The sequence below is a fragment of the Aminithiophilus ramosus genome, assembly GCF_018069705.1.
Taxonomy (GTDB): Bacteria; Synergistota; Synergistia; order Synergistales; family Aminithiophilaceae; genus Aminithiophilus; species Aminithiophilus ramosus.
Genome location: NZ_CP072943.1, coordinates 455749 through 478796 on the forward strand (window position 1 = coordinate 455749; position 23048 = coordinate 478796).

At 64.1% G+C, this 23048-nt stretch carries 16 protein-coding genes and 4 pseudogenes; 6 read left to right on the forward strand and 14 right to left on the reverse strand.

What is annotated here, in order from left to right; all coding sequences use genetic code 11:
- Window positions 1–57: 57 nt before the first annotated feature.
- The 3 genes from KAR29_RS01860 to KAR29_RS01870 all read right to left on the reverse strand — a co-directional run bounded on the left by KAR29_RS01860 (window position 58) and on the right by KAR29_RS01870 (window position 2907).
- Window positions 58–594: a hypothetical protein gene (locus KAR29_RS01860; RefSeq protein ID WP_274373961.1), complete on the reverse strand. Its 537-nt coding sequence runs from the start codon at window positions 592–594 to the stop codon at window positions 58–60.
- Between the two features lie 196 nt (window positions 595–790).
- The gene (gene gyrB / locus KAR29_RS01865) at window positions 791–2698 is read right to left on the reverse strand and encodes a DNA topoisomerase (ATP-hydrolyzing) subunit B (RefSeq protein ID WP_274373962.1); all 1908 of its coding nucleotides are present in this window, start codon (window positions 2696–2698) and stop codon (window positions 791–793) included.
- Window positions 2695–2907 (reverse strand): hypothetical protein, encoded by a 213-nt coding sequence (locus KAR29_RS01870; protein ID WP_274373963.1) that lies wholly within the window; start codon window positions 2905–2907, stop codon window positions 2695–2697. The genes gyrB and KAR29_RS01870 overlap by 4 nt, the downstream gene beginning before the upstream one ends.
- Before the next feature lie 232 nt (window positions 2908–3139).
- Between KAR29_RS01870 and KAR29_RS01875 the strand changes: the two genes are divergently transcribed.
- Window positions 3140–5194: a methyl-accepting chemotaxis protein gene (locus KAR29_RS01875; RefSeq protein ID WP_274373964.1), complete on the forward strand. Its 2055-nt coding sequence runs from the start codon at window positions 3140–3142 to the stop codon at window positions 5192–5194.
- Between the two features lie 67 nt (window positions 5195–5261).
- Here KAR29_RS01875 and KAR29_RS01880 read toward each other — a convergent pair whose 3' ends face one another.
- Window positions 5262–5990, reverse strand: coding sequence for a hypothetical protein (locus KAR29_RS01880; protein WP_274373965.1), 729 nt, complete (start codon window positions 5988–5990; stop codon window positions 5262–5264).
- Window positions 5991–6125: 135 nt separating this feature from the next.
- Entirely contained in the window at window positions 6126–9611 is a 3486-nt protein-coding gene (locus KAR29_RS01885) for a hypothetical protein (RefSeq protein WP_274373966.1), read from the reverse strand.
- Window positions 9612–10082: 471 nt separating this feature from the next.
- Between KAR29_RS01885 and KAR29_RS01890 the strand changes: the two are divergent.
- Both KAR29_RS01890 and KAR29_RS01895 read left to right on the forward strand, forming a co-directional pair.
- A pseudogene (locus KAR29_RS01890) lies at window positions 10083–11048 on the forward strand (IS5 family transposase).
- 282 nt (window positions 11049–11330) lie between these two features.
- A pseudogene (locus tag KAR29_RS01895) lies at window positions 11331–12296 on the forward strand (IS5 family transposase).
- A gap of 167 nt (window positions 12297–12463) precedes the next feature.
- On the opposite strand, the pseudogene KAR29_RS01900 reads toward KAR29_RS01895, so the two are convergent.
- Window positions 12464–12930: pseudogene (locus tag KAR29_RS01900) on the reverse strand (IS607 family transposase); the annotation flags it as partial.
- A gap of 43 nt (window positions 12931–12973) precedes the next feature.
- Here KAR29_RS01900 and KAR29_RS01905 point away from each other — a divergent pair.
- Complete coding sequence (locus KAR29_RS01905) at window positions 12974–13429, forward strand: HD-GYP domain-containing protein (protein WP_274374895.1); 456 nt, start codon at window positions 12974–12976, stop codon at window positions 13427–13429.
- Window positions 13430–13487: 58 nt separating this feature from the next.
- Here the strand turns inward: KAR29_RS01905 and KAR29_RS01910 are convergent, their stop codons facing one another.
- Both KAR29_RS01910 and KAR29_RS01915 read right to left on the reverse strand, forming a co-directional pair.
- The gene (locus KAR29_RS01910) at window positions 13488–15647 is read right to left on the reverse strand and encodes a methyl-accepting chemotaxis protein (RefSeq protein WP_274373967.1); all 2160 of its coding nucleotides are present in this window, start codon (window positions 15645–15647) and stop codon (window positions 13488–13490) included.
- A gap of 196 nt (window positions 15648–15843) precedes the next feature.
- Window positions 15844–15996 carry a hypothetical protein gene (locus tag KAR29_RS01915; RefSeq protein ID WP_274373968.1) on the reverse strand — a complete coding sequence of 51 codons (153 nt, stop codon included), beginning with the start codon at window positions 15994–15996 and terminating at the stop codon, window positions 15844–15846.
- Between KAR29_RS01915 and KAR29_RS01920 the strand changes: the two genes are divergently transcribed.
- Window positions 15968–16369 (forward strand): TRAP transporter large permease subunit, encoded by a 402-nt coding sequence (locus tag KAR29_RS01920; protein WP_274373969.1) that lies wholly within the window; start codon window positions 15968–15970, stop codon window positions 16367–16369. The two genes, KAR29_RS01915 and KAR29_RS01920, sit on opposite strands and share 29 nt — an antisense overlap.
- An 81-nt stretch (window positions 16370–16450) precedes the next feature.
- Here the strand turns inward: KAR29_RS01920 and KAR29_RS01925 are convergent, their stop codons facing one another.
- Complete coding sequence (locus KAR29_RS01925; protein ID WP_274373970.1) at window positions 16451–16825, reverse strand: trehalose-6-phosphate synthase; 375 nt, start codon at window positions 16823–16825, stop codon at window positions 16451–16453.
- Window positions 16826–17027: 202 nt separating this feature from the next.
- On the opposite strand from KAR29_RS01925, the pseudogene KAR29_RS01935 reads away from it, so the two are divergent.
- Window positions 17028–17195: pseudogene (locus KAR29_RS01935) on the forward strand (transposase); the annotation flags it as partial.
- A gap of 184 nt (window positions 17196–17379) precedes the next feature.
- Here KAR29_RS01935 and KAR29_RS01940 read toward each other — a convergent pair.
- From KAR29_RS01940 to KAR29_RS01960, 5 genes are all read right to left on the reverse strand, one after another.
- A complete protein-coding gene (locus KAR29_RS01940) occupies window positions 17380–18681 on the reverse strand; it encodes an MFS transporter (protein WP_274373971.1) in 1302 nt (433 codons plus the stop codon).
- A gap of 169 nt (window positions 18682–18850) precedes the next feature.
- Window positions 18851–19324, reverse strand: coding sequence for a GNAT family N-acetyltransferase (locus KAR29_RS01945; RefSeq protein ID WP_274373972.1), 474 nt, complete (start codon window positions 19322–19324; stop codon window positions 18851–18853).
- Complete coding sequence (locus tag KAR29_RS01950; protein ID WP_274373973.1) at window positions 19284–20333, reverse strand: D-alanine--D-alanine ligase family protein; 1050 nt, start codon at window positions 20331–20333, stop codon at window positions 19284–19286. The genes KAR29_RS01945 and KAR29_RS01950 overlap by 41 nt, the downstream gene beginning before the upstream one ends.
- The gene (locus KAR29_RS01955; protein ID WP_274373974.1) at window positions 20330–21352 is read right to left on the reverse strand and encodes a D-alanine--D-alanine ligase family protein; all 1023 of its coding nucleotides are present in this window, start codon (window positions 21350–21352) and stop codon (window positions 20330–20332) included. Before KAR29_RS01955 ends, KAR29_RS01950 begins: the two co-directional genes overlap by 4 nt.
- A 359-nt stretch (window positions 21353–21711) precedes the next feature.
- Window positions 21712–23004, reverse strand: coding sequence for an MFS transporter (locus KAR29_RS01960; protein WP_274373975.1), 1293 nt, complete (start codon window positions 23002–23004; stop codon window positions 21712–21714).
- Window positions 23005–23048 lie beyond the last annotated feature (44 nt).

Sequence of the window (23048 nt, forward strand, 5' to 3'; positions counted from 1 at the left end):
TATACGTATAGGGGGTATTCGCGGTCCGGTTTCCGGCGGGCCCGAGGCGGTGTCCGATCAGTCGGCCGATCGGGTTTTGATCTCCTCGTTCAGACGCCATCGGGCGATTTCGCCTCGCAGTTCCAATACCCTCTCATGGAGGGAGGTGGCCTTCTTCGCGTCGACGGGTTTCTCCGTCAGGGCCAGCTTCAGCTCCAGCGCCGACTTGTGCAGCTCCGTCATCTTATCCCGGATCGCATCGGGAATGGAGGCGTCTTTCCAGCGCAGGTCGCGGATCTTGTCCTGGAGATCGGCGACTTTCTTCCCGTCGACGGGGCGCTCGGCCAGGGCGGTCTGAAGCTCGAGCCGGGCCCTGCGGAATTCGTCCATGCGGCTCCGTTCCTCGGCCGTCATCTGCCTGTTCCGGGGGTTCCCCCGGCCGTAACCGTCCTGATCGTTCCGTCCCATCCTGGGCCCGCCGTCGTCGCAGTCCATGGCCATCCATTCCATTCCGAAGCCGCCGTCTCCCTTGGGACCGGGGCCGTAGGCGAAGGCGACGGAGCTGACGAGCAGAGCCGCCACAGCGACCATCATTGCCGTTCTCATTTTATTCATGTGAGGCACCTCCTTCGTGGTGTATCCCCAGTATGAGGCCTGTCCTCGCCCTTTTGCAGGGGGAGAAGGCCTAAGCGGTTCTCCGTCGAACTACGTAAAGGGGGGAGGCGTGAGCCTCCCCCCTTTACGTAGTTTCTCGAAGACGGAGCCGTTTCCGGCCGATCGCCGGGACGAGTCGACCCCGTCAGAGGTGGGGTTATATGTCGAGGTTGCGCACCTCTTGCGCGTGGGCTTCGATGAAGTCCCGTCTCGGTTCGACCTTGTCGCCCATGAGGATGGTGAAATACTCGTCGGCCGAGACGGCGTCCTCGACCTCGACGCGCTTGAGCACGCGCCGGGCCGGATCCATCGTCGTCTCCCAGAGCTGTTGGGGGTTCATCTCTCCCAGTCCCTTGTAGCGCTGGACGCCGTATTTCCTGTTGGGGCCGAAGCCGTTCGTCAGCTCCTTGAGTTCCTTTTCGGAGTAGCAGTAGGAGACGTCCTTGCCGGCCTGAACGCGGAAAAGGGGCGGCTGGGCCACGTAGAGGTGCCCCTTCTCGACGATATCGGGCATGAAGCGGTAGAAAAAGGTCAGAAGGAGCGTCCTGATGTGGGCCCCGTCGACGTCGGCGTCGGTCATGATCAGGACGCGGTGGTAGCGGAGTTTGGTCACGTCGAAATCGTCGCCGATGCCGCAGCCCAGGGCCTGAATGATGGTCCGGATCTCGTTGTTGGAGAGGGCCTTGTCGAGGCGGGCCTTCTCGACGTTGAGGATCTTGCCCCGCAGGGGGAGGATGGCCTGGAAGTGGCGGTCCCGCCCCTGTTTGGCGCTGCCTCCTGCCGAGTTCCCCTCGACGATGTAGACTTCGCACTCTTCCGGCTTCCGACTCGAACAGTCGGCCAGCTTGCCCGGAAGGTCGAGGCCCGTCATGGCCGACTTGCGCCGCACCAGCTCGCGGGCCTTCTTGGCCGCCTCGCGGGCCTGGAGGGCCCTGACGGCGTTGTCGACGATGGGGCGCAGGATCTCGGGGCGTTCCTCCATGAAGGCCAGAAGTCCCTCGTAGAGGAAGGAGTCGACGATGCCCTTGATCTCACCGTTCCCGAGTTTCGTCTTCGTCTGTCCCTCGAACTGAGGCTCGGGGAGCTTGACGGAGATGACGGCCGTCAGCCCTTCCTTGAGGTCGTCGCCTCCCAGGTTCGGGTCTTTGTCCTTGAAGATCTTCTGGCGCCGGGCCATCTCGTTGACGGCCCGCGTCAGGGCCGTCCGGAAACCCGAGACGTGCGTGCCTCCCTCGACGGTGTGGATCAGGTTGGCGTAGGCGAAGACCCGTTCCTGATAGGTGTCGTTGTACTGCAGGGAGACGGCGACGACGACGCCGTCCTTCTCTCCCTCGACGACGACGGGCGGCTGAAAGAGGGTCGTCTTTCCCCTGTTGAGATACTCGACGAAGCTGCCGATGCCGCCGGCGTAGTTGAAGACCTTTTCCTTCCCCTCGTTCCGCTCGTCGCGGAGGGTGATGGCCAGGTTCGGGTTGAGGAAGGCCAGTTCCCGCATGCGGCTGGCCAGGACATCCCAGGAGAAGGTCGTCTCGCTGAAGATCGTTCCGTCCGGCTTGAAGCGGATCGTCGTTCCCCGCCGCTCCGTCGTCTCTTCGTCGACGAGGTCCGTCACGGGGTCTCCCTTCTCGTAGCGCTGTCGCCAGAGCTTCCCGTCGCGGCAGATCGTCAGGACGAGCCGGTCCGAGAGGGCGTTGACGACGGAGATGCCCACGCCGTGGAGCCCCCCCGAGACCTGGTAGGCCTTTTTGTCGAACTTGCCGCCGGCGTGGAGCTTGGTGAGGACCACCTCGGCCGCGGGCCGTCCCGTGGCGGGGTGGGGATCGACGGGGATGCCCCGTCCGTTGTCGACGACGGTGACGCTGTCGTCGGCGTGAAGGGTGATTTCGATGTGGGTGCAGTAACCGGCCATGGCCTCATCGATGGAGTTGTCCACCACCTCGTAGACGAGATGGTGCAGACCTCGTGAGCCCGTGTCGCCGATGTACATGCTCGGTCTCCGGCGGACGGCCTCCAGTCCCTCGAGGATCTGGATATCGCTGGCGCTGTACTGGGCCGGTGCGTTCATCGTTCTTGTCCTCCTTGAAGCAGATTCATCGCTTCGGTCCGGCCTCGGTCCCAGAGCCGTCTTTGCCGTTCCCTCAGCGTTTTCGGCGTCAGCCCCGTCGCGTCCGTCGGTCCGTCGCGGACGATGACGTCCGTCCGTCCGTCGCGGCGGACGAGGGCGACGAGGCGACGGGTGAGAATCAATCGGTCTCCCTCGAGGGGAATCAGCATGGGGTCTTCACCTCTTCGTGGCCTTCGCAACTGATCTATTATATCAAAGGCCCGATGATTCGCGTCGTCGGCGCTGTCGTCGCGACTGGCCGGGAAATTTTTAATTTAAAATGAACAGTTCGGCGACGGGAAAGGGGCCGAGGGGAAGCTGCGTTAGAACGCGATGGCTCTCTCCTTCGAGAGAATGTATAATGCGATGCATTATATCTGATCCGGACGAGGAGGTCTTTTCATGCGCTCCATCCGCTCCAAGATTCTTGTCGGGTTCACCCTCTCCTCTCTTGTCGTCCTCATCCTGTTGGGGCTGGTGCTCCATCGCGACATGAAGGGCACCCTTCTCCCCCTGGCCCGGGAAATGTCCGAAGAGGTCCTGACGGCGCAGGCCCAGGTCCTGTCGATGATGCTTCACGCCAACCTCCAGGATCTCAAATCCGTCTCGGAAGAGGAGGCGGTCCGCTCCATGTTCTGGAACCTGATGCGCCGTCGCCTCGAGGTCAAGATGGCCGATTCGGAGGGGCGCTACGAGGCCCTTTTCATCGCCAAGCCCGACGGCCACTTCTGGAACACCCTGGGCCAGGAGGGGGACGTGACCGACAGGGATTACTTCCAGGCCATCGTCAAGGAGAAAAAGGGGCACTTCATCAGCAACGCCATGATCTCCCGCGGCTCGGGCAGGCCCGTCGTCGTCATCGCCACCGAGGTGTACTCTTCCTTCGGAGACGAGCACGCCATCCAGGGCCTCTTCGGCGCCACCGTTCTGCTCGATGCCCTTGCCGATCAGGTCGGCTCCGTCCACATCGGCAAGGCCGGGTACGCCTGGCTCATCGACGGCCAGGGGAACGTGCTCTACCACCCCGACAGAGAGAAGGTGATGTCCTTCAGCCTCGCCGACAGCGCCAAGGAGGGCTTTCAGGGGCTGAGCGGGCTTGAAGGACGCATGACCGGCGGCGAGACGGGCGAGGGGACGATCGTCAAGCCCGACGGCGAGCGGGAGCTGGTCTTCTTCACGCCCGTTCCGGGCACGGCCGGCTGGTCTTTGGCCCTCTCCGTCCCGGTCGTCCAGCTCGAGGCGGGGCTCCGATCCATGGTGAAGACCCTTCTTTTCGCCGTGGCCGCCACGGTCCTTCTTTTCTTTCTCGTGGCCTACTTCCTGGGCAATTCCATCGCCCGATCGGTCAAGACGGTGGCGGCGGCCATCACCCGCTTCGGCGAGGGTGACCTGACCGTCTCCTTCCCCGCCAGGGGGCGAGACGAGGTGGCTCAGATGGCCGAGACGATGGTGGGGGCAGCGGCGAACCTGAAGTCCATGGTCGTCGACATCGGCTCCGAGGCCCGTCGCCTCGACGACGCGGCGGGCCAGCTCTCCGCCGTCGCCCAGCAGACCTTGGCGACGACGGAGGAGGTCACCTCCGAGGGGATCCAGATCCGAGGCCTCATGGACCGCCTCGCGGAGACGATCGAGGCGACCAGTTCGGGCGTCAACGAAGTGGCCTCCTCGGCCCGGGAGACGGCCCAGTCCTCTCAGGAGCTGGCCCGTGAGACGGTCGCCGTCAACGAGGCGGCCCGCAAGGGGAGCCTCGCCGTCGGAAAGATCCGCGAGACCGTCGACGGCGCCGTCGAGAGGACGGAGGCGACGGCCGCGTCGATCGCCGCCCTCGCCGGTGAGGCCCGCAACATCGGGGAAGTGGTCCAGACCATCACCTCCATCGCCGACCAGACGAACCTGCTGGCCCTCAACGCCGCCATCGAGGCGGCCCGGGCCGGAGAGGCGGGACGGGGTTTCGCCGTCGTCGCCGAAGAGGTCCGAAAACTGGCCGAGGAGAGCAAACGCTCGACGGACACCATCGCCTCCATCCTGGGCAGAATCCGCAGCGGAGCCGACGAGGCCGACGCCGAATCGCACCGCGTCGTCGCCGTCGTCCAGGCGGCCCGGACCGAAAGCGACGACGCCACGGCGTCTTTGCAGAAGATCCTTCAGAGCGTCGAGGCCATGACGGCCCGCGTCGAGGCTACGGCGGCCATAGCGGAGGAACAGGGGGCCTCGGCCGAGGAGATCGCCGGTTCGATGACCCAGGCCTCCTCCCACGTCGAAGAGGTGGCCCGTCAGATGCGGAGCATCGTCGAGTCGATGGAGGAGCAGGCCAAAGGGGCTCAGAGCCTGGGCCTGGCGAGCCAGGAGATGGAGGCCCTGGCTGACCGGCTGACGGAGGCTCTCTCCCGCTTCCGCGTCGGCGGCGAGGTCGTCGAAAGGGCACGGAAGGAGGAGACGCCGGCCCTTCGCGGCTGAAAAAGTCATCCCCCCGTGAGGAGCCGGAACGCGCTCCTCACGGGGGGCGATCGGACGAACGAGACGGTCAGGAGGCGTCGATGCCCAGGAGAGCCCTCTCCCGGTCGTCGAGCCCGAAGGCCTTGGCGAAAAGGCGGTCGACGACGCGGTCGGCCTCTTGAATCTGGCGGTCGACGACGCGATTGGCCCACTCGGGCTTTCCCGACTTGCGCTCCCGGCAGAGGTGGCTCAGACGGTAGATGGCCGAGATGATTTCGCCCTGAAGGCCCCGATCGCGGCGGTTCATGACGTTGAAGACGGGCAGCGGCAGGTCGAGGGCCTCTTCGGCCGAGAGGTGTTCCTCGGGGAGGACCTTTCTTGCCGTCGCGGCGGCGATGCGGCTGTTGAGGAAGCCCAGAAGCAGCGTGGGGTGAAAATCGCGTTCCCGGGGGAGGACGGTCAGGATTTCGGAGCTCGTGGCCTGAGTCTCGTCGGTGAAGGCGCAGGCGAGACGTCCTCCTAGGGGACGGGCGTTGAGAAGAAGTCTGGGACCGGAGAAACAGCGAAGGGGACGGAACTCGGTGAGCCTTTTGTCGTAGCGGATGAAGCCTAAAGGGCCGGGAACCATTTCATAGCGTCTGATAAAACCGGTGAAGGCCGCCAGACCGTTGAGTGACGGCCGCTCACGCAGAGGTTCGAAGGGCGTCAGCCCGTCCATGATCTCGGCCTGATCGCCCAGGAGAGGGCCTCGGCTGCGGAGTTTTTCCCCCAGCTCGTCCAGAGCCTCCTCCTCCGGAGATCGGGCGAGTTCAAACATGTTCCCCGTCAAAAGGCTCGCCTGCCTTCCCAAATAAAGATTCCATTACCGACTTTTCTAACTGTACCACAAAGAAGGGCCGACGAGGAGCGCTGCGGCGCCCCTCGTCGGCGAGCGTTTCCCCCGCCTTTCCGGTCAGGGCCGGGAGGCTGTCACGAGGCATCGGCAGGCGAGGAAAAGCGGCGCCAGAAGCAGAACCGATCCGATGCGGCCCGGGCCAAAGGAGCAGCCGCCGTCGGAAGATTCGAGCGCGGCGGCGATCACGTTGTCGGCGCTCTCCGTCTCGTCGAGCTTGTAGTGGATCAGGAGGGTCACCTGCCCCGCCTCTCCTCCGTCGCCGGAATACTCCACCTCGAGAGGCACATGACGGCCGGGAAGAATGCCCTCGATGTACCTCTGGTCGAAGGGTACCCCCTCCGTGTCGGTCCCCTCGAAAAAGCTGACGAAGACGTCCGTCGCCGACCGGTTCCCTCCGTTGGCGATGTCGGCTCCGATGCGCCAACGGTCCCTCCCTGCTCGGACGATCTCCAGACGCCCGTCCAGCTCGTGGAGCTCCACCTTCTTTTCCGCCTCCTCCGAACGTTCCGCCTGAAGCTGCGACGGGGTCTCGGCGACGAAAAGCTGGAACCAGCCGCGGTTGTTGTCGCCGGTCTCGCCCAGCCCGTGATGGGGCAGCTCCGTGACGGTCCCGTAGGGATCGACGGTGACGTGGATCCTGTAGGTCCCCGCTTCGAGGGCCGTCACGTCCCAGGCCATGTCGGCCCAGGCCCAGTTCCGGCCGTCGTTCCAGGCGGCGATGGCCGGGAGAGTCACCTCGCCGATGAGCTCCCGGGGATCCTCCTCGTGTCGGTCGGGATGGAAGCGGGCCTGTTCGAACCGGACGATGACGTCGCGAGCCGTCGTGTCCCTTCCGCCGGGAACGCTCATGGCGAAATTGTGGACGCGACAGCGCAGCGTGACGGGACGACTTTCGGAGAGGGCCATGCCCGCCGGGTTGCCGTCGCCGTCGTAGACGAAAAGGCCGCGGATCCGTCGGGCGTTGGGATTGCTCGTGTCGCTTTCGTCCCAGACCCAGCCGTCCGTGCCCGAGGCGACCCACAGGTTCGGGAGGTTGAGGGCGGGATCGGGCCATCGGCCGTAGCGGTCGTACCACCACTGCCGGTTGCCCTCGGGAATGTCGGCCGTGTAGCTGACCTTCATGGCCTTCGCAGGCGTGAGGTAGACGAAGGGCGAGACGAAATAGGCGTTGCTGTTGTTCACCTGGGGAAAGGAGGCGGGAGCGAGCATGGAAAAGCCCGTCTCGGTGCCGAAAGAGCTCGACTCCGACGACGCGCTCATCCCCGCGTCGTCCCAGGCCGCCCGGCCTTCGACCTTCACCCCTCCCTTGTAGCCGAAATAGGAGTATTTGCCCTGAAGCGACGACGCCACCTCTTTCCTGTACGTCACCGTCTCGGTGTGGGTCCTCTCGCGGCGGATCTTGTCGTTCCAGCTGACCGTCCACTGCGTGGCGTTGGGGCCGACGAGGAAATCCTGCCCCTCGCCGATGCGCTCTTCGGCGGCGTAATCTTCCAGCTGGGAGGCCTCGCGCGGGTAGGACAGAAGGTTCCCGTTGCACCAGGGAGGCTGGAACCAGGGGAGGCCGGCCCCGGCGAAATTGACGATCCTGGACGGGGCGGGAATCATGGCCGAGATCCAGACCTGCTCGCCGTTGACCTGCCCTTTCTGCCCCAGCAGAGGGTAACGCCAGATGTCGAGGGTGCGCAGGCGGTAGGCCACGTAATCGTCCCTGTTCGTCGAGGCGGCGACGCGGTCCGACGTGGAGCGGTACGAGGCGCCGTAGCTCTCGTCCTTCGTCGCCCAGCTCTTCTGGATCTTCCCCTCGACCTGAAGGGAGACGTCGAATCCCGTCGGCCCCTTGAGCTTGTACCCCTGGGAGACGGTGGCCCCGGCGCTCAGGGCCGTCGAAACCTGCGTCGACTGCGAGGCCGTCAGTCCCTTTTCCGACGACTGGCCCGAGTAGAAATCGGTGCGGAAGGCGGCCAGACGGCTCAGGTTGAGCGCCCCGTAGGTCGAGGGTCCCGTCGTGAGGGTGTAGTCGAGATGCTTGGGAGGTTCCTGCATCACCACGACGGGCGTGACGTGATCCTCGACGACGATATGGACCGGCTCGCCCAGGACCAGCCCCGAGCGGGTGAAGTCGCCGACGAGAAGCGCCGCTGCGCCGCCCCCGGCGATTTCGGTCCCTCTGCCGTCCTGCAGAAGCCCCTTGTCCCTGTCCCAGAAAAAGGTCCGGATCACCTGGTTGCCCCCCTCGACCCAGGAGGCGGCCAGATGAGCCCCGTTGTCGTCGATCGCCCCGGGCCGGATCTCGCCGGTCAGATTGCCCGTGGCGAGGTCGATCTGCCCGATCCCTCCGTCGCGGAGCTTCATCGTTGTCACGGAGGTGCCTTTCTCTCTGTACGATGCCGAGGCGAGACGGAGAGCCCCCTCGAAGTCGGTGTAGAGCAGGAAAAGCTCTTCTTTTCCGTCGCCGTCGATGTCGGCCGTCAGGCACCGGTGGGCGACGTCCGCGTTGGACTCGAAGATGCTTCCCGTGCCGTAAAGAGGCTTTTCCCCGGCGTCCATCCTGGAGAAGGTCCCGTTCACGATCCGGTAGAGTCCCCAGCGGAGACCGTAGAGGCCGTCGCCGTCGTCGTGGCTGTAGGCGGACCAGAAAATCTCGTCCTGCCCGTCGCCGTCGACGTCGCCCATGGCCACGTCGAGGACCTGGGCCTTGCTGTCGGTGAAGACGTTTCGGCCTCCGGCGAGGGGGAGGGCCACCGTTCCCGTCACCCGGACGGGACGGCTCCAGGCGCCGGATTCGGTCTCTTCGGGCTCCACCTTCAGGAGGGCCAGGCGCAGGTGGCCGCTGACGAAGTCTCCGCTGACGTAAAAGAGGACGATCTCCTTCGTCCCGTCGCCGTCGACGTCGCCCTGGGCCGCCCGCAGCCCCGTGAGGATATCGGCCCGATAGAGGACGTCGTCGCCGAGGGTCCCGACGGGAGGCGAGGTCCTCTCTTTCTCCGACGCCACGTTGCGCACGGCCAGAACCGAAATGGGACCGGTGTAGTCGGCCTTGGGAGGGACGGCGAGGACGATGGCGTCGTCCGATCCGTCCCTGTCCCAGTCGTTCGTCAGGACGACGCGGCCGTCGACGGCGTCGACGACGTCGGGAAAGGAGAATTCCAGGTCTTCGGCGCCGCCCAGAAGCGACGAGGCCTCCCTGTCGACGGGGCGGACCCGGATGACGACTTTCCCGTCGAAGCCGCCGCTGCGCTCCTCGAGCCGCGAAAGGCTTTCGATCAGGTAGGGAGCGTTTTCCTCGTCCCGTGCCGCGGCGATGCCGTATTTCAGGGGGAGATCGCCGCCGTAGAGCCGGGCCGTTCCCTCAGCCTGCAGAGGCCTGTCGTCCGAAAGGACCTCGTCGGGGGCGATGAGAGAGAAGCGAAGGGCCGGCCCGGAACCGGCCTCCTCGGCCAGGGCCAGAATGGAGTCGTGGCGCAGAAGCGTCGTCGTCCCCTCGTAGGGATCGTTCGCCCCCGGACGGCCGACGGCGGCCCGGGCCGGGCCGAGGGCGAGCAAAAGTCCGAGGCATGCCAGAAAAAGTCCGATAGGGCACGGACGTCTCTCCATCGGTCGTGATTCCTCCCGTCTTTTCCGTTGTCCCTGCCTTTTCCGGGCCCCGGTGGTTTCTGTCGTTCCGCCTTCCCTTCCTTCGCGTCGCGAAGTCCCCTGAACCGATGTTATTTTCTCCGCCCGACGCGGGTCAAGTATATCTCATCGCTTCGGGCTTCCATGAGTCGAGGACGTGACCCTGTTTGGGGGAACATCACCACCATTTCAACTCACGCGCCCGTGAGGGCGCGACAGCCGTCACGAGCAGGGACGGCTGGCGCTCAGATATTTCAACTCACGCGCCCGTGAGGGCGCGACAAATCTAAGGAACCTCTGAAAAAAGCGCCTTTCATGAAGTCGCATCAGCGATGATGTAATTGGTAGAATAGAGCTGTAGCGCCGATGTCCTCATCCCCTTTTCAAGGAGTGCGAGACGAAATGGAGCGACAGAAAACCCTTGCCGACGCCCAGACCTTCGAGAGATACAGGAAGCCTACCCGGCGGGAGAAGTTCCTCTCCGAAATGGAGGCTGTGGTCCCCTGGAAGGATCTCTGCGCGCTCATCGCTCCCTTCTATCCCAAGGCCGAACGAGGTCGTCCACCGGTTGGATTGGAGCGGATGCTCCGAATCCACTTTCTCCAGTGCTGGTTCAACCTCAGCGACCCGGCAGCGGAAGAAGCCCTCTACGACATGGAATCGATGAGGCGCTTCGTCGGCATCGACCTCGGGAACGAGCCTGTCCCCGACGAGACGACCATCTGCAAGTTTCGCCACCTTCTCGAAGCGCACGACCTGGGGAAACGGATCTTCCGTGAGGTCGATGCTCACCTGCAATCGAAAGGACTGCGTCTTGCCGAGGGAACCATCATGGACGCCACCATCATCGCCGCGCCCTCGTCGACGAAGAACAAGGAGAAGAAGCGAGACCCCGACATGCATCAGGTAAAGAAAGGGAACCAGTACTACTTCGGCATGAAGGTCCACATCGGGGTGGACAAAGACAGCAAGCTGGTCCACAGCCTCGCGACCACGGCGGCGAATGTCCACGACTCCCGGATGGTCGGAGACCTTCTCCACGGAGCGGAAAAGGGAGTCTGGGGCGATTCGGCCTACATAGGCAAGACGGAGACGATCCAGGAAAAGGCACCCGATGCCGTCGACAACACCAACAAAAGAGGGTCACGGAACAGGAAACTGACCGACGAAGAACAGTCTCACAATCGTATGCTGTCCAAAACGAGGGCAAAGGTGGAGCATGTCTTTTGAAGAGCGAAGCGGGTCTTCGGATTCACCAAGGTGCGTTACAAGGGGCTCAAGAAGAACACAAGCCATGTCCACGTGATTTTTGCCCTGTCCAACCTGTACATGGTGAGAAGGCTTTTATTGGAGATGGATAGGGCGTAGTGTCTTCAAAAGCCGGCAAAACAGCAACCATAAGGCAAAAAAGAGCCGGGAATAGCTCCACATAGGCAACTTGCCTGACGCGACAGGCTGAAATGGCACACAGCGCACGAATTCAGCCACCAAGAGGTACTGTTGGAGCTCGCCGGATCTTTTTTTCAGAGGTTCCCTAAGGAACCTCTGAAAAAAGCGCCTTTCATGAAGTCGCATCAGCGATGATGTAATTGGTAGAATAGAGCTGTAGCGCCGATGTCCTCATCCCCTTTTCAAGGAGTGCGAGACGAAATGGAGCGACAGAAAACCCTTGCCGACGCCCAGACCTTCGAGAGATACAGGAAGCCTACCCGGCGGGAGAAGTTCCTCTGTCGAAATGGAGGCTGTGGTCCCCTGGAAGGATCTCTGCGCGCTCATCGCTCCCTTCTATCCCAAGGCCGAACGAGGTCGTCCACCGGTTGGATTGGAGCGGATGCTCCGAATCCACTTTCTCCAGTGCTGGTTCAACCTCAGCGACCCGGCAGCGGAAGAAGCCCTCTACGACATGGAATCGATGAGGCGCTTCGTCGGCATCGACGTCGGGAACGAGCCTGTCCCCGACGAGACGACCATCTGCAAGTTTCGCCACCTTCTCGAAGCGCACGACCTGGGGAAACGGATCTTCCGTGAGGTCTGCTCACCTGCAATCGAAAGGACTGCGCCTTGCCGAGGGAACCATCATGGACGCCACCATCATCGCCGCGCCCTCGTCGACGAAGAACAAGGAGAAGAAGCGAGACCCCGACATGCATCAGGTAAAGAAAGGGAACCAGTACCACTTCGGCATGAAAGTCCGCATCGGGGTGGCCAAAGACGGCAAGCCGGTCCACAGCCTCGCGACCACGGCGGCGAATGTCCACGACTCCCCGATGGTCGGAGACCTTCTCCACGGAGCGAAAAAAGGGAGTCCGGGGCGATTCGGCCTACATAGGCAAGACGGAGACGATCCGGGAAAAGGCACCCGATGCCGTCGACAAGGCCGACAAAAGAGGGTCACGGAACAGGAAGCTGACCGACGAAGAACGGTCTCACAATCGTATGCTGTCCAAAACGAGGGCCAAGGTGGAGCATGTCTTTTGAAGAGCGAAGCGGGTCTTCGGATTCACCAAGGTGCGTTACAAGGGGCTCAAGAAGAACACGAGCCATGTCCACGTGATCTTTGCCCTGTCCAACCTGTACATGGTGAGAAGGCTTTTATTGGAGATGGATAGGGCGTAGTGTCTTCAAAAGCCGGCAGAACGGCAACCATAAGGCAAAAAAGAGCCGGGGATAGCTCCACATTGGCAACTTGCCTGACACGACAGGCTGAAATGGCACACAGCGCACGAATTCAGCCACCAAGAGGTACTGTTGGAGCTTGCCGGATCTTTTTTTCAGAGGTTCCCGAGAATAATCACCTCGACGTGCTTGGCCTCGCAGATGGCAAACACCAGCTCCGCACCGAAGCGCAAGAGTCGATCCTTGCGGGTGAGGACCAGCCGCCCAATGTGCCCTTCAATTACCTCGTCGAGCAGACGCTTGAGTCCCTTCTTGTGATAGTTCATCCCCGAACCCAGGTCGGCGATGATCTCGAAGGTCCAGCCTTGGCGAGCTAGAGTTCGAGCACCTGTTTCTGGCGTTCCAGGTCGGCTTTCCGGTCATGGCTGGAGACGCGGGCGTAGGCGATGGTGCGCCGGGTCCCATCGGCCTCAACGCGAAACAGATCCGGGCGCAGCTTGGCCAGATCATAACGACGATGCCCGCCCACCGTGTGTTCAGCGGCCAACTTGCCAGACGCCTCCCAACGCCGCAGCGTCGTGATCGACACACCCAGCACTTTGGCCGCTTCGCCTATCCCAACTAATCTATCCATAAAGAAACAAAAATAAAGCAGTTATAGAGATATTGCAAGCGAACTGTTCAAACCCTTCCGTCGCCGTATGGCACGCCTCGCCTCCCTTCACGACATCGGCCTCATCGCCGTCGATGGGGTGATCCTCTCCAAAGAGGGGCCTCTCGATGCCGACCCGTGGCGTGCCGTTCAGGTCCACCCCGAGGCGGGCTCCCGCATCGCCTCCGCCATCCTTCACCTGGCCGACCTGGCCGAGGTCATCCTCCACCACCACCAGCGCTGGGACGGCCAGGGCTACCCTCTCCGGAAAAACCCGCTGGCCGGAGAGGCCATCCCCCTCGAAAGCCGCCTCATGAGCCTCCTCGACGCCTACGAATCGATGACCCATCGGACCTACAGGGCACCCCTCACCCACCAGGAGGCGATCGACGAGATCGCACGCTGTTCGGGAAGCCAGTTCGACCCCCAATGGGCCCGGGCCTTCGTGGTCTTCCTCAAGACCCAAAAGGGCGAGGCCTAGCCAGATGTAAAGAGGGGAGGCCCCTGGGGGCCTCCCCTCTTTACATCTGGCTCCTGCCTCAGCGCCCCTTTTGGGGCAGGGCCGTCAGCCCTGACGGCCCTCTGTCGGTGACGCGGAAGCGGGCGATCTGGGAGAGAAGCTCCTGGCCGCGGAGACTCATCTCCTGGGCCTGCTGGGCCACCCCTTCGGCGGCCCGGGACGTCTCCTCCGAGGCGTTTCCGATGGAGCGGACCAGTTCGGCGATCTGCGTCGTCCCCGCCGTGATCTGGTCCATGGTCGAGGCCATCTCCTCGCTCGAGGCGGCCTGTTCTTCCGCCGTGGAGGCTACGGTGCCGATGGCCTCGATGACGCGGTTGATCTCCTTCAGGGCGACGGCGAGATCCCGGCCCGCCTCGTTGGCCCGGGCGGCGACGTCCTTCATGACCCTCCCCGTCTCCTCGGTGACGGCGATGGACTGGCCGGCCCTTCCTTCCAGGTCGCCGATCAGCTTGGAGACCTCCGAGGCGGCCCGGTTCGACTCTTCGGCCAGCTTGCGCACCTCTTCGGCGACGACGGCAAAGCCCCGGCCCGCCTCGCCGGCCCGGGCGGCCTCGATGGCGGCGTTCAAAGCCAGCAGGTTCGTCTGGTCGGCGATGGAGCCGATGACGCCGACGAAGCCAGCGATCTCCTTCACCGATCCGGCCAGGTGATGCATGGCCTCGACGCTCTCCTCAGCCTTGGCGCCCACGCCGTGGAGGTCGTCGACGACGGACTGGACCTTCTCGACCGAGGCCGACGCCGTTTTGCCCGCCCTTTCTCCCGCCGACGAACCTTCGACGGCGGCCTTGGCCATCGTCTGGGCCCCGCCGGCCATCTCCTGGATCGACGCCGACGTCTCCTCGATGGAGGCGCTGTTCGATTCGGAGAGTTCCGAGGCCTGGTCGAGGCTGCTTCGGACCTCCTCCATGGAGGCGTTCGTCTCCTCCGAGAGAGCGGCCAGGGAGGCCGACGTCTCCGAGATGGCCTCGGCAGTCTGGCCGATCTGGAAGACGATGTCGGCCTGGGAGCGGACCATCGCCGCCAGGGCGTCGGCCATGAGGCCCAGCTCGTCGGCGGAACGGATGGCGAAGTCGTCACGGGTCATCGTCAGGTCCCCCTCGCGGGCTCGTCCGGCCAGCTCGGCCACCGTCCTGAGGGGCCTCACGATCCGGCCGGCGATGAGCCAGACGGCGATGACGATGACCAGCAGGCCGGCCCCCGCCAGGGCCAAAGACACGTAGAGGGTCCGGTTCGCCACGGCCAGGACCTCCCTTGCCTTAACGACGGCGCTGAAACTCCAGGGCGTTCCCGTCTCTCCGATCTCGACGGGGGCGAAGGCCTTGTAGGTCATCTGCCCCACCGCCACCGACCAGGCCTCTTCAAACCAGCTGTCGCCTGCGGCGATGCGCCGGAGCGCCTCGTCGCCACCCGGTCCCTGGGTCTCGCCGGCGATATCGCCGATGCGGCTTTTGTCGGGGTGGCTGGCGACGATGCCCTTATGAGAGAGGAGGCGGCCGAAGCCCGTCTCGTAGAGCCTCATCGACGCCGTCAGCTCGTGGATGACGTCAAGGGCGATGTCGACGCCGACGGCGCCGACCCTCTTCCCCCGGATCTCGACGGGGACGGTGAGAGTCGTCATCATCACCTGCCGGCCCCCCACCTCGTAGAGGAAGGGCTCCAGGATCGTCTCCGTCCCCCGCTCCATGGCCTTGAGGTAGTAGTCGCCGTCGCCGGGAACGTCATAGCCCGCAAGGGGCTCCAGGGCCACCCGGTCGCCGTCGCGGTACCAGCGGGGGATGAAGCGCCCCGTTTTGTCATGGCCGTCGAGGCCGGCGAAATCGGCGTCGCGGCCGTCGAAGGCATTGGGCTCCCAACAGGTCCAGACGCCGAAGAAGTGGGGATTGCGCCTCAAGGTCTGGGCGAGCATCTCGTTGACCTGGCCCCGGTCGAAGTTGGAGTTGGCTCCCAGTCCCTCAAGGACGTAGGAGAGGGAGCGGGCCACGGCGATGGCCCGCTCGAACTCGAGGCGCATCACGCTCGCCAGCTCCCGGGAGCGGCTCAGAGCCAGCTCCTGGGCCTCCCTGAGACTGGCCCGCCTGTTGAGAACGCTGATGGTGCCCACGATGGCCACGAAGATGACGAGAACCACGGCGAGCACCAGGGCCGTGATCTTTCCCTGGAGCTTCATGCGAATTTTCACTCTTCTCTCCTCCTTGTGCTGCATTAAACCACTTGTTTGAACAGGTAGTTTTCATGAAACCACCTCTCTGAAAGGAATTCAAGAGGGCAATCCATTAAACGGGACAGCCCACAAGATTACAGGACAAAAGAAGTCCGCTCGCCCTCCCCTTGCGGGGGAGGGTGCGGGCTCCTTTTGTCCTGTCGAAAGGACGGGGCTAGAGGGTGATCTTCTTTTCCGCCAGGAGCCGCTCCAGGGTGCGCAACTTCTTGGTGGCCCTGTCGCGGTAGTGATGGCCCACTTCGACGACGAGGGCGTCGATGACGGTCAGGACGGGAACGATGGAGCAGATCCCCATCAAGATCGCCACGGCCCTGTTGGGGCTCTCCTCCAACTACGTCGTCATCATCCTCCTCATCCTGGCCCTTCTCCTCGTCGTGGGCTGCTTCGTCGACAACATCTCCTCCATGATCATCCTCACGCCCATCCTTCTTCCCGTCGTCCAGAAGCTGGGGATGGAGCCCGTCCGCTTCGGTCTCGTCATGACGGTGGCCCTCGCCACGGGATTCATCACCCCTCCCTACGGCGCCAATCTCTTCGTCGCCTCGGCCGTCTCGGGCGTGAAGATGGAGAAGATCTCGCGCAACATGGTCCCCTTCTTCGCCGCCCTCCTGGGCTGTCTTCTCCTTTTCGCCTTCGTCCCCTCCCTGAGCATGGGCCTCGTGAGGATCTTCATGCGCTAGATCCTTTCCCCCTTGCGGACGGAAAAAGAGGAGAGCCCCGAGGGCTCTCCTCTTTTTCCGTCCGCTTTTTCCGGGGGGCGGTCAGGCCAGAGGGCGTTCCCGGGGGCGGGGAAGAAGGGGTGCCAGGTCGTCGGGCGGGAAATCCCGGAGGGCCCTCCCCGCCGCGGCCCGGAGAAAGTTGTCGACCCACCAGAAGATGTCTTGCCTTCGAACGGCCCGGCGAAGCCGGATCATGCGTTTCTCCCGTTCCTCCCGGGCCATGTCGCAGGCCGCGACGAGAGTCCGGGCCAGCCCCTCCACGTCGTGAGGGTTGACGAGGAGCGCTCCTTTTGCCAGCTGACCGGCCGCTCCGGCGAACTCGCTCAGGACGAGGACGCCGTCTCCGTCGGTGTTGCAGGCGCAGTATTCCTTCGCGACGAGGTTCATGCCGTCGCGGAGGGGCGTGACGACGGCCACGTCGGCGGCGCGGTAGAAGCCGGCCAGCTCGTCGGAGGGAATGGAGCGAAAAAAGGGAGTCTGGGGCGATTCGGCCTACATAGGCAAGACGGAGACGATCCGGGAAAAGGCACCCGATGCCGTCGACAAGGCCGACAAAAGAGGGTCACGGAACAGGAAACCGACCGACGAAGAACGGTCTCACAATCGTATGCTGTCCAAAACGAGGGCAAAGGTGGAGCATGTCTTTTGAAGAGCGAAGCGGGTCTTCAGATTCACCAAGGTGCGTTACAAGGGGCTCAAGAAGAACACGAGCCATGTCCACGTGATCTTTGCCCTGTCCAACCCGTACATGGCGAGAAGGCTTTTATTGGAGATGGATAGGGCGTAGTGTCTTCAAAATCCGGCAAACGGCAACCATAAGACAAAAAATAGCCGGGAATGGCTCTACATAGGCAACTTGCCTGACACGACAGGCTGAAAGGGCACGCAACGTACGTGTTCAGCCACCAAGAGGTACTGTTGGAGCTCGCCGGATCTTTTTTTCAGAGGTTCCCGAAAAAGCGGGATTTCCCCTACAGCAGTCCCCGCTCCGCGAGGACGGGCCCGGCCGTTTCCCGGAAGGAGTCGAGGCCGCGGAAGAAGGCCAGTCCTCCCAGAAGGCAGAGGAAGCCGCCGATGAAGAGGGTTCTGGGGGCGCCGAAGGTCCTGGCGGCGAAGCCCGCCGTCAGGCTCCCGAAGGGGGCCAGGCCCAGGAGGGCCATGGAATAGAGGGACATGATGCGGCTTCTCTTGTCATCGTCGACGAGGGATTGGATGAGGGTGTTGCAGGCCACGGTGACGGCGATGGAGAGATAGCCGGCTGTGCCCATCAAAAGGAGCGAGAGGGGGAGGTGGCGTGAAAGGGCGAAGGCGGGAAGGGCCAGGCCGAAGGCGATGATGGACAGGGCCGTCCGTTTGGCCAGGCCCTCCAGGCCGGTGCGCATGGCCAGAGTGAGGGCGCTGACGAGGGCTCCCAGGCCCAGGGCGCCGAGGAGGAAGCCCAGGGTGGTGGCGTCGCCGCCCAGGATGTCGCGGGCGAAGATGGGCAGAAGAGTGATGTAGGGAAATCCGGCGAAGCTTATGACGACGAGGAGTCCCAGAAGGCGCCTCAGGGGGAGGAAGGCCCATGCATGGCCCAGCCCTGCGGCCAGGTCGGCCAGATAGCCTGTCTTCCCCGGCCCCTTGTGGGTCGGCGTCGTCTTCATCAGGGCCAAAGCGACGATGATGGAGAGGTACGTCAGGGCGTTGATGAGGAAACAGGTCCCCTCGCCGATGGAGGCGATGAGGAGGCCGCCCATGGAGGGGCCGAAGATGCGGGCCGAGTTGAAGAGGACGGAGTTCATGGCGATGGCCGGTGCCAGGTCGTCGCGGCGCTCGACCATGTGGATGACGAAGGAGTGGCGGGCGGGCATTTCGAAGGCGTTGACGGCGCCCAGAAAGGTGGCGGCCGCCACGATCTGGACGTAGGTGATGGTTCCCCTCATGGCGCCGAAGGCCAGGAAGAGGGCCTGTCCCATGGCGAGGAATTGGCAGAGGGAGATGACCCGCTTCAATTCCCAGCGGTCCAGGAGAGGGCCGGCGAAGAGGCCCAGAAGGAAGATGGGAATCTGCCCCATGAATTCGACCGTCCCCAGGGCGACGGCCGAGTCGGTGAGGCGGTAGACGAGCCAGCCCATGGCCACGCGCTGCATCCAGAGGCCCGTCAGGGAGATGAGCTGGCCGCCGAAGAAAAGGCGGTAGTTGACGGAGCGGAAGGCCCGGAGAAAGGGGAGCCCTGTCGTCGTTGGGGCCGTCGCGGTGGCGCTGTCGCCCTGTCTGGAACGGTTGTCTTTCAAAGGAGGTCGCCGCCTTTCCCCGACCCGTCTTCGCTGCGTCGGGAGATCTCGACAAAGATAGCACAAAAACGTCGGGTCCAGCCCTTTCGGGGGCGATGGGCCCGACGTTTCATCTCCCGTCGGTCGCCCCTCGCCGTCCCCCCTTCGGAGGGAGGGACAGGGGAGGCCTTCACCTCGCCTCTTTCGCCTCCAGGGATCGGCCGTAGAGGACGAGATCGTCTCCCTCTCCGTAGAAATCGGCGAGACGCCCGCACTCCCTGTAGCCGCCGGCCTCGTAGAAACGCCGTTGCCCCTCGTAACTGGCCTTGCCCGACGTCTCGACGCGGATGACGGCCCGGGCGCCTCGTTCGTCGAGGGCCCCGTCGAGGCGCCGCAAAAGGCGGAGCCCCACGCCGCGTCTCTGAAAAGGAGGATCGACGGCGATCCAGTATAGGTCGTAGGCGAAATCCGTCATCGGCGTCGGGCCGTAGACGAGGAAGCCCGCCCTTCTCCCTTCGAGATTTTCTTCGAGGACGAAATAGCCTGACTGGGGGTCTTCGGCCCAGTCGGCCAGGACTTCGCCGAGGATCTCCATCTCCGCCGGCGAAAAGGCGCCGCTTCTCTCAGCGAGCGCCAGATAGTCGTAGAGGGCATGGCTCTTCAAGGGTGCGGACCTCCTTTCCCTCCAGGGCCAGAAAGACCAGCCGGGCGATGATATCGTCGTAAGTCAGTCCCGCCCGGCCGGCCTGGCGGGCGAAGCCGCTGTCGACGTTGAGGTCGGGATTGGGGTTGACGTCGATGATGCGGAGCCTTCCGTCCCGTCCCTCTCGGAGGTCGACGCGGAAGAAGCCGCGGCAGCCCAGGGCGCGACCCGCCTCCCGGGCCAGGGCCAGGGCCGACGGAAGCTGGCTGTCGTCGTCGCGGCAGGACTCGGGCATGATGGCGTAGTCTGGAGCCTCTTCGTCCCACTTGGCCTCATAGGCCAGGTAGGGAGGAAGATGGCCGTAGCGTCCGTAGTCGATGACGGAGGGGGGCAGGCCGTCGTAGGGGTCGTTGCCGAGGAAGGCGACGGCGAACTCCCGGCCGGGAAGGAACTCCTCGACGACGACTCCCTCGGGGAAGCGTTTCAATTTGGCCGCCAGAGCGCCGGCCAGGGCCTTTTCCTCCGTCACCAGCGAGGTGCCGTCGATTCCCACGCTGCCGTCTTCGCAGCGGGGCTTGAGGAAGAAGGGAGCGTCGAAGGTCAGAAGAGAGGGCAGGGTCGAGAGATCGCCGATCTCGACGGACCGCCCCTGCGGGACGGGAAGGCCCCTGTCGGCCAGACGCCGTCGCGTCCGCTCCTTGTCGAGACAGAGGGCGAGCGTCTCCGAGCCGTTGCCGGTGAAGGGGAGGGCCCGCTCTTCCAGGAGGGCGGCGAAGGCGCTCTCCTGGGCGGGGGCATCGCTGAAGCCCTCGAAGAGGTTGAAGAGGCAGAGAGGGTCGGCCTCTTCGAGGCGGAGGTTCAGCGAGGCGCCGTCGGTCGCCTCCGAACGGGCGATGTCGAAGGGGAGGCAGGGGAAGCCGAGGCGGTTCAGGCTTTCCATGACGGAGAGGCGGCAGCGCAGGACGTCGACGACATCGGGACGCGACGTCGCCTCGACGGCCGAGGCGACGAGGATCTTCCGGGCCTTCATCGTCTGGCGGAGACGGCGTCGCCGAGCTTGTGGCGCAGCGAGGCGGCGTCGATGACGGCCCGGACGAGCCCGGCGTAGCTTCCTCCGCTGAGCCGGACGAGGATGGGAAGGTCGCTGTAGAAGGGAGACATCCCCGGCAGGGGGTTGACGTCGATGATGTGGGGGTCGCCCTTCCCGTCGAGGCGGAAGTCGATTCGAGCCACGTCGCGCAGCTCCAGGGCCCGGAAGGCCCTGAGGGCCCTGTCGGCCAGCAGGGAGCGCAGGTCGGGGGCGATGGTTTCGGGACCCCTGTAGCGGACCTGTTTCACCCAGTCCCGCTTCTGTTCCAGGGAGTAGAGGAAGGGTTTGCCGTCGTCGTCGGCGGCGACGATGCGCATCATGCCCGCCAGGCGCGGCGGCGTGCCGACGATGCCTACGGTCATCTCTTCGCCGGGGAGAAAACGTTCGACGAGAGCCGGCTGGCGGTAGCGGCTCCAGATGCGCCGCACCCGATCCTCGAGGGCGGTGACGTCGCCGACGAGGGAGTCGGGAAAAATCCCCTTCGACGAGCCCTCCCAGCGGGGCTTGACGATCCACGTCGCGCCCTCGCCGAAAAGAGGCGCTTTCGTCTTCAGGTCGCTTTCGTCGCGGAAGAGGTGGAATTCCGGTGTCGGAAGGGAGGCGTTGCCGAGAAGGGTGTGGGTGAGAACCTTGTCCAGGGTCAGGGAGAGAGAGACCGAGTCGGATCCCGTGAAGGGAATATCCATCGATTCGAGAAGGCAGGCGACCTGTGATTCCCGCCCCCGCCCGTTGCCCAGTCCCTCGGCGAGGTTGAAGACCAGATCGGGATCGGCCTCCCGGAGGCGTCGGCTCAGATCGTCGTCCTGTTCCATGGTGACGACGGAATGCCCCTGTCGGGCGATTTCCGCGGCCAGAGCCTCAATGGTTTTCTCGCAGTCGTATTCCTCGTAGAGATCGTCGGGTTCCTCCGGTTCCGCCTCCCGCCTTCCGTTATAGACGATGCCGATTTTCAGCGGCACCAGTGGAACGTCCTGGTTCGTCTCCTCCATCATTCGTCTCGCCCCCAAGGTGAGTTTTGGTCCTTCCGGCGAGGTCCTGCCCCTCCGGAAGGGGGGTCCGCCCTCCGGTCGGACAGGGCGGGGAAAAAGCAAAAAAAGGCCCTGCCCGGACGGGTTCTGTGTCTACCCTGCCGAGAAGGAGCCTGCTGTGCGGTAAAAGCTCTGAGCCATTACCCCGACCTTTTTAGTTGTGTTGGGAAGGGAATCCCTTCCTTTTCGGGGATTATACGCCCCTTCGGGGGCGACGACAACGATTCTTCTCCCCGGGGCCGGCGGAGGTTTCGGAGGGGGAACGGTCGCGTCGTCTCCGTCCTTCGCCGTCAGGCGTTTTCCTCCGAGGGGGCCGCGAGGGAGGCCGTCGCCGCCCTCAGTGCGGGCAGGCCCCGCCAGAAGAGGAGGCAGGCGACGACGCAGACGAGTCCGCCGTAGAGGAAGGTTCTCCCCGTCCCCATGCCGTCGGCGGCGAGACCCGTGGCGAAGCTGCCCAGGGGGGCCATGCCGCTGAGGATCATGACGTAGAGGCCCATGACGCGGTTGCGCTTGTCGTCGTCGACGAGGGACTGGATGAGGGTGTTGGCCGTGATGTAGGAGAGGTTCATGCCCAGGCCGACGAAGATCATGAGGCCGAAGGAGAGGGGGAAACGGTGCGTCATGGAGAAGAGGGCCAGAGCGACGCCGAAGAGTCCCGATCCGACGGTGACGGCCTTGTCGAGTCCCCTGACGGAGGCCCGACCGGCGAGGGTGACGGCGCTGACGAGGGAGCCCAGCCCCGTGGCGGTCATGAGGAATCCCAGTGTCTGGGCTCCGCCGGCGAGGTTTTCCTCGGCGAAGGCCGGAAGAAGGGCCAGATAGGGAAGGCCGAAGAAGCTCAGGGCCGTGACGAGGAGGAGGAGGTTGCGCAGGGGGACGAAGGACCAAGCGTAGGCCAACCCCTCTTGTAGCTCGGTCAGGGCCGACTGCCGCTCGCCGCTCTCTTTGACGGTCCGTCCCAGCTTCATCAGGGCCAGGGCGACGAGGGTGGCCAGGTAGCAGAAGCCGTTGACGGTGAAGCAGAGCCCCTCTCCGATGGCGACGATGACGAGGCCGCCCAGAGAGGGTCCGATGAGGCGGGCCCCGTTGAAGAGGACCGAGTTGAGGGCGATGGCGCCAGGCAGGTTCTCCCTCTCTTCGACGAGGCGGACGACGAAGGACTGTCGGGCAGGGAGTTCGAAGCCGTTGACGATGCCGAGGAAGACGGCGACGGCCAGGACGTGGCCGAAACGGACCATCCCCGTAAGGGTCAGGAAGGCCAGGAGAAAGGCCTGGGCCATGCTCAGGACCTGACAGACGAAGATGGTCCTGCGCAGATCCCACCGGTCGAGCCAGACTCCGGCCAGAGGGCTCAGGAGAAAGGTGGGCATCTGACCGGCGAATTCGACCATGCCCAGATAGAGGGGAGAGCCGGTGAGGCGGTAGACGAGCCAGCCCATGGCGACGCGCTGCATCCAGAAGCCCGTGAGGGAGACGCTCTGGCCTGTGAAGAAGAGGCGGTAGTTGCGCGAGCCCAGAGTTTTGACGATGCGATGGAACCCCGAAGAGGGCGTGCCCCTCATGTGGGGGAAAAGACGGTTCATATCCGTGGCCTCCTGGAAAATCTCGAATGTTTCCTGCCGATAGG